General features: G+C 39.0%; 4 protein-coding genes and 1 pseudogene. 2 read left to right on the top strand and 3 right to left on the bottom strand.

Features of this window, described 5'->3' with window-relative positions:
• Positions 1–191 precede the first annotated feature (191 nt).
• Together ACLUXO_RS09915 and htpX are read left to right on the top strand one after the other, a co-directional pair.
• Entirely contained in the window at positions 192–746 is a 555-nt protein-coding gene (locus ACLUXO_RS09915; protein WP_412137408.1) for a LemA family protein, read from the top strand.
• Positions 747–762: 16 nt separating this feature from the next.
• Positions 763–1,662 (top strand): zinc metalloprotease HtpX, encoded by a 900-nt coding sequence (htpX, locus tag ACLUXO_RS09910; protein ID WP_412137407.1) that lies wholly within the window; start codon positions 763–765, stop codon positions 1,660–1,662.
• Positions 1,663–1,912: 250 nt separating this feature from the next.
• On the opposite strand, the gene ACLUXO_RS09905 is transcribed toward htpX, so the two are convergent.
• The 3 genes and pseudogenes from ACLUXO_RS09905 to ACLUXO_RS09895 all read right to left on the bottom strand — a co-directional run.
• Positions 1,913–3,124 carry an MFS transporter gene (locus tag ACLUXO_RS09905; RefSeq protein ID WP_412137406.1) on the bottom strand — a complete coding sequence of 404 codons (1,212 nt, stop codon included), beginning with the start codon at positions 3,122–3,124 and terminating at the stop codon, positions 1,913–1,915.
• Between the two features lie 30 nt (positions 3,125–3,154).
• Positions 3,155–6,508 carry a non-ribosomal peptide synthetase gene (locus tag ACLUXO_RS09900; protein WP_412137405.1) on the bottom strand — a complete coding sequence of 1,118 codons (3,354 nt, stop codon included), beginning with the start codon at positions 6,506–6,508 and terminating at the stop codon, positions 3,155–3,157.
• Positions 6,501–6,782, bottom strand: a pseudogene (locus ACLUXO_RS09895) (pyridoxal phosphate-dependent decarboxylase family protein); the annotation flags it as partial. The gene ACLUXO_RS09900 and the pseudogene ACLUXO_RS09895, both read right to left, overlap by 8 nt.

Genomic DNA, 6,782 nt, shown 5'->3' with positions numbered 1-6,782 from the left:
AAGAATTATTATATCACGCCTCACCGAACCGAATGCGAACAAAAGGTAAAGAATTGATTTATTCTGTCAAAAGCAACAGTATGGACTAATTTGACTCAAAATTCTCTATCATATATAATCTATTAAAACGACCGGAAATATCTGGTCAAAGTTGATTTCGCCCCTCCGGGGCCTAGAAAGGGAGGCAAAAAATGGCAGTCTGGATTATTGCTATTTTAGTCGTATTAATCGTTATTTTTTACATTTCAGCCTACAACGGCCTGCAAAAGGCCAAGGTTAACACTGAAGAGGCCTGGAGTCAGATCAGCGTTCAGCTCAAGCGGCGGAACGACTTGATCCCGAATCTGGTGGAAACCGTCAAGGGCTACGCCAAGCACGAAAAAGAAACCTTGAGCAAGGTGGTTGAACTCAGAAACCAGCTGACTCAATTGCCGGCTGACGACCACGAAGGGGCCATGCAGCTGTCCAACCAAATTACTGACAGCTTGAAGACCATCTTCGCCCTGTCTGAAAACTACCCAGACCTGAAGGCCAACACCAACTTCTCCAACCTGCAGGAAGAACTGACCAACACGGAAAACAAGATTGCCTACTCACGGCAACTCTTCAACTCCAGCGCGGCTGTCTACAACAAGATGCTGGTGGTCTTCCCATCCAACATCGTAGCCAACATCCACCACTTCACTAAGGTTGACTACCTGGACATCCCTGAAGAAGAAACCAAGGTACCAAAGGTATCCTTTTAAAGGTTAAGGGAGCGCCATGCTATACCAACAAATTGCCCAAAATAAGCGGAAGACGGCCGGAGTCCTGGTCGTCTTTGTCTTGATCTTTGCCCTGGTGGGCGCGGGCCTGGGCCAGCTGATGTGGGACAAGCCCCTGCCGGGCATATTGACCGCTGGCGTCATTGCCTTGATTTACTCTTTCCTGGTCTTCCAGGATCCGGTCAATGTCGTCATGAGCATGAACCATGCCCAGCATTTAAATAAAGAGGACAATCCCCAGCTTTTTCATATCGTGGAAGACATGGCTTTAGTGGCCAATATTCCCATGCCCGAGGTCTACTTGATTCCGGACAAGAGCCCCAACGCTTTCGCGACCGGCCTGTCCCCGGACAAGTCAGCCATCGCTGTTACCCAGGGCCTGCTGGACATGATGAACAGAGAAGAGCTGGAAGGGGTCTTGGGCCACGAGATTTCCCATATCCGCAACTATGACATCCGCCTGTCCATGGTGGCCCTGGTTTTGGTCAGTGCCATCAGTTTTATCGCCGACTTTGCCCAAAATTGGGTCTGGTTCGGCTTTGGCCTTGACCGGGACGATGACGACGACCGGGAAGGCGGGACGATCGGGATGATCATCGGCGTGATCGGGGTTATTTTCGTTTTGATCCTGGGGCCTTTGGCGGCCAGCCTGGCCCAGATGGCCCTGTCCAGAAACCGGGAATACCTGGCCGATGCCAGTTCAGTTGAGCTGACCCGGAACCCGCACGGCTTGATCAGCGCCTTAACCAAGATTGAGAACAGCCAGCCTATGCAGGAGGCCAGCAGCGCCAGCGCGTCCTTGTACATTGAGGACCCGATCAAACGGCACAGCCTGAGTCACCTCTTTGACACCCACCCGGCGACCGCTGACCGGATCAAGCGCTTGGAAAAGATGTAAATTAAATACAAAAGCTTCCAGATTTTTCTGGAAGCTTTTTTCTACTCTAAGTCAAGTGTTATCACCGATTTTAGGCAATTTTATTTTGAAATAAGGGCCTAATCGAGAAATGGCTCCCAAAGAATCAAGGAGGACTTCTCAAGTATGTAATGTCTTTGTGTTTTAGGTAATGTTAAGAAAAAACTTAATAGAGCTACAGTCCAAAATCGCCAACATCCCTTTCAAACTTGTAAAAAATGCCAAGATTACACTATTTTTCTCCTGCATATTTTTTAAAAAGGATGGCAAATAGCACCGATAAAGCAGAGATCATCAGTCCAACAAACAGGAAATTAAGTGAATTTTTCGGTTGCAAGACAATAGAGAAAATCCATGTACCGATTGGCATAAAAAGAACGGCTACAGTAAAGACAATTCCAAAAACCCTTCCAAGGAATTGGTTGTCTACCTCTCTTTGCACAATTGAAAAAAATTGGATGTTAAAAATTGTCAGAAGCAGATTAAACAGTGCAGGAGACAACGAAATGATGATCTGGTTGGGACAGTAAAAATACAGAATCGGTGCTAGCGCTAGCGCGAATCCTGATCCAGCCAAAATGTAGGTTAACCAAACACTGGACATTTGCTTATTTAGAAAACCACTCGCAAGGGCTCCAAGTAATCCACCAATGGCTTCAGCAGTCAAAAACAAGCCGTACATACCTTTAGGTAATCCACTGAACATTTGATTACTATATGGCAATAAGAGATTGTAAGCCGCAAGCATAAAATTTACTAGGGCTGACAATAGAATAACTAACGAAATCTGTTTATGGTCGAAAATATACTTAAACCCCAGAAACATATCATTAACTATACTTCGTACAGTAGTTTTGTCCTTTACAGCTAAATCTTCATTAACTGGGGTGATAAAACGAACCATCAATGCCGCGATCAGGAAACTTATTCCATCAAGCAGCAAGACTCCGTGCACGCTAAGTATTTTATACAAAACCACCGCAATAATTGGCACTGTAACTTTTACTATCGTGCTACTAGTTTCTAAGAAAGAATTTAAGCGGGAAATCTGCTCATCACCTACAATTTCCTTAGTAACAGCCTTGTAAGCTGGTCCAGAAAATGAATTCATAATGGCCAAAATAATATTCGCTATCACAATTGCATAGATTAGCCATTTTTCATTAGAAATAAAAGAGAGCAAAATACAAGCTATACCGCTTAAGAAATCAGTGACAATCACAATTCTTTTTCGGTCAAAGCTGTCTGCAACTACGCCTCCAAATAAATTGAGGAATATACCGATTAGGCTTTCCAATGATTGGTAGATGCCTACCAGAAACAAGGAATTCGGATTGATCCCTGCTAAAAAAGTATTGTTAGCAAAATCAAACATAACATCGCCTATTTTGGAGATCGTTCTGCTGCTAACTAAAAGCCTGATATTCTTATTCTCTGTTTTCACACAATCCCTCCTTTTCAAAGTGTAGAGTCACTAATCAAGATTCTTTGACATGATCAGCTCCAAGCGATCATCAACAACATAGGCTGTTATATTCAGCTTATTTCCGTTCAGCTTTTGAATCTCGGCATTTGTTTCAATTGCTGACTCTTTGACATCTTTAAACTCCTTACTAGACACCACACCCAGATAATCTATCGAAACATAAACTGTATCGTCAAAACATTTCACGATTCTTTCTTCATCAGAATTTAGGCTTGGAAAATGTCTGTACCCTACGGCTTTAGGATTGAACATACTTTTTTGATAAAAATCTATTGTTTCGGTCAGCTTACCATCTATATCATCGTCAGTAGATAAGTTATACGTCATTCCTAAGTGTAAGTCTCCAATCGTTGTAGTGAAATTTAACTCCTCTTGAAACTTGCGAATATTGTAGATCAAGTTGACTTTGACGTCGTTCAAACCGAACTTTTTCAGTAGCTTGTCTTTTAAGTACAATAAAATTTCTGCATAAACGTTTTTAGTATCGGTGCTCAAATACGTGAGACTGACAAAATTAATCCTATCTTCGAGAGACTCAAAGGTTTTCGCTACTTTGTAATCATCTTGTCGCTCAAAATTCGCTATCTCTTTTAAGACTTTTTCCCGAGTATTTCTGGAATAGATCTCTTCAATATACAACGAGTAATTTTGGCTTAAGTCAGATATCCCCAGAAGGTACCGTTCCAATGCACCCAATGAAAACGAATCACAAATACTATGATCGATAGAGTAATGAAGAACAGATTCATTTTCATCTTCAAGGAAAGCGAATTTATATAATAAACCGCCATTTTTCATACTTGTTTTAACTAACTTGTTCAATGTCTTAGAAAGATCTATTCTAGCATCAGCAACTTCATATTTTGAGATATTTATAGGCGTATCCAAAAGCTCGAAAGTGCTTAAATCATTTGATAGGACCGATCTAAATACTTCTACTTTGGAAAGCCTATGGTATATTTCTTCATAACTGATTGACCCTTTTCCAAAGTGGATCTGCCCTGTTAACTGACTATTAAAGCCCAATGAATTGTATATTCTAGCGTAAAAGAAAGCGGGATATGTATATTCTACTTTTCTAACTAGCGGAATATTCTTTATCTCATTTTCTTTAAATAGCGGCTTGTCAGCTTTAGTGAAAGTTCCTTTCGCCATACTTTCTACAAATGTAACTATTTTGGCAATAGATGGGAACATATAGATATTGAAAGAACTTAAATCAATCCCCAGTCTTTTTTCTAACTCCACTACCAACTCAACTGAACGTAAAGAATCCAAACCGACATCCAAAAGATTCTCATTTAGATCTACTGTCTGATGCATTACAGATTCCACTATACTTTGTACGATGTTATATATGCCACTTTGCTGGGAATCATTAATGCCAAAAGACAGCACGTTCGTGTCTTTTAAAAGCTTTTTCCGATCTACTTTCCCGCTAGAAGTTAATGGAAATTCAGCAACATTCACATATTTAGATGGAACCTTATAGGAAACCATATTATTTTCTAGCAGCCTTCTCAAATTAGAGATTTTCGTACCGGTATAAAAGAGAATCAACGAGTCATTTGCAAAAATCACTTCAATATCTCTTGTTGGATCATCAATAATATTAGATATATTTGATCTAATGTCTCCTAATTCGACTCGGATACCATGAATTTGAACTTGGCTATCTTTTCTGTCTCGATACACAAGCAACGAATTATTTTTTTCTACAATATCGCCTGTATGGTAAAATACTTCTCCAGCAATTTTTTCAAATTTCTGGTTCGTTTGTTCCCTATTGTTGAAGTATCCCGCTGATACCCCTGCCCCGCCTATCAATAATTCATCTTTAATTACCATGGTTTTGACACCAGGCAAATTTTTTCCGATCGGAACTTTTTGCAGGTTTCCTGGAGTATTTCTTACATTGAAATATGTGGCATAAACTGTTGTTTCTGTCGGGCCATATACGTTATACACGTTAACCTTTTTCAAGTCTGCCAAAACCAATTTTAGGAGTTCGTATTTAAATTCTTCACCAGCAACCAGCAAATATTTTAATTTATCAATTTTTTTAAGATCTTCTTTGTCGGCAAGCTTTAACAAAAGTCCCAGCACAGAAGGAGAAAGCGCAACATGAGTAATGCCGAATTTTTCAATCAAATTAGGAAATTCTTTATAAAATTCTTTGCTTTTCGCGGAATAAACAAATACACTTCCACCGTTATACAAAAAGCCGAACAGTTCAGTTATTGAAACATCAAAAGTATTTCTTGTTGAAAATAAGTAGCAATCTCTATTGCTTACCGGTGCAAAATGTTGGCATGCTTCCAGTATGTAATTCAAATTATTTTTGGTTACACATACTCCCTTTGGAACCCCCGTTGTACCTGAAGTATGAATTATATACGTCAATTCATTTTCTGAATAATCAAGCAGCCTGTGTTCCAAGCCAAGTACTTTTGAAACTGCGATATCTGAAGAAGTTTCGCTAATATAGACGCTATTTTCAAATTTTTTCCGAATTAGTTCAATTTCCCTAAGTGGACTTGTATTATCAACAGGGATATAAATTTTACCAGCTTTTAGGATTCCGTATACAATTGGCAGTATTTTGTATGTGTGCGGATAATTCACAATAACGTATTTAGAACCAAATTCTAGTAATTCATTTGCAATATTATCTGATAGTTTGTCTAACTCTTCGTAAGTAAGATTTCTGGTTTCTGAAAACACAGCGATTCGTTGCGGGTGCTTAATTACATTGTCTTTTAATAATCTGATTACCTTATTGCTTGAGGAGTACCGATAAAATCTGTTGAACAAGTCATTAATAACCTTAGGAGAATATCCCCAGAAAGACTTGTAATCTTGGTTGATCTTAAATAGTTTTGTAAAGTCAGAGAATGTACTTCCACCCAAGCTGGTAAACTTCTTCAACACTTCCGTCCACGCTTGCTTACTGTACTGGTCATAGATGCCATTGTCATCAAATATTTTCACTTTAGTCGTCAAAATATTTACAATCAATCGATCTACAACTTGACGATAATCAGCTTCTAAGTCAAAAGATTCTGGTTGGTTCACATAGCTCTCAATGGCATTATCTATTTTTTTCTTGCTCAGAAGTAACTTATCTTCATATTTTACTTCTTCATCTATTACAAGATTATTTTCTATCAGAAAACTTTTATATCTATGGTAAAAATCTTTATCTACAGTTTGATCAGTTATTACGCATACATCGATATCTTTTGTATCCGAATGAGATTCAATACAACTTCCATAAAAAATGACAGTGCCTGTGATCTTTTCCCTGTCCAGGTATTTTCTTACAAGATCCAATTTATTCATACTGCACCTCTTTTCCGACTGCTTTAATATAATTTGCTGCAGCACTCAATTCTGTTTTGGTAACATTGGTATTTCCGCTATTGTAGCGTAAAACGAATCTCTTGTTGCCTTGAACCATGACTTCAAATCCATGGAAGTAATACTCGCCATCTGACAACATCTTTGTATATATACTCCGGTTAACCTTGTTAATTTGCTCAATAGTAGCCTTTTCATAAGGAATATACTGGAAAATAACCGAAAATAGAATATCATCATTACCAACATAAAAACT

Source organism: Lactobacillus delbrueckii subsp. bulgaricus, from assembly GCF_046938665.1.
Taxonomy (GTDB): domain Bacteria; phylum Bacillota; class Bacilli; order Lactobacillales; family Lactobacillaceae; genus Lactobacillus; species Lactobacillus delbrueckii_C.
This window is presented reverse-complemented; position numbering and strand designations above follow the sequence as displayed.

What these genes read in the sequence shown, in the direction of transcription:
- ACLUXO_RS09915 (WP_412137408.1), top strand. Translation starts at nt 192, where the DNA reads ATGGCAGTCTGGATTATTGCTATTTTAGTCGTATTAATCGTTATTTTT.
- htpX (WP_412137407.1), top strand. Translation starts at nt 763, where the DNA reads ATGCTATACCAACAAATTGCCCAAAATAAGCGGAAGACGGCCGGAGTC.
- ACLUXO_RS09900 (WP_412137405.1), bottom strand. Translation starts at nt 6,508, where the DNA reads ATGAATAAATTGGATCTTGTAAGAAAATACCTGGACAGGGAAAAGATC.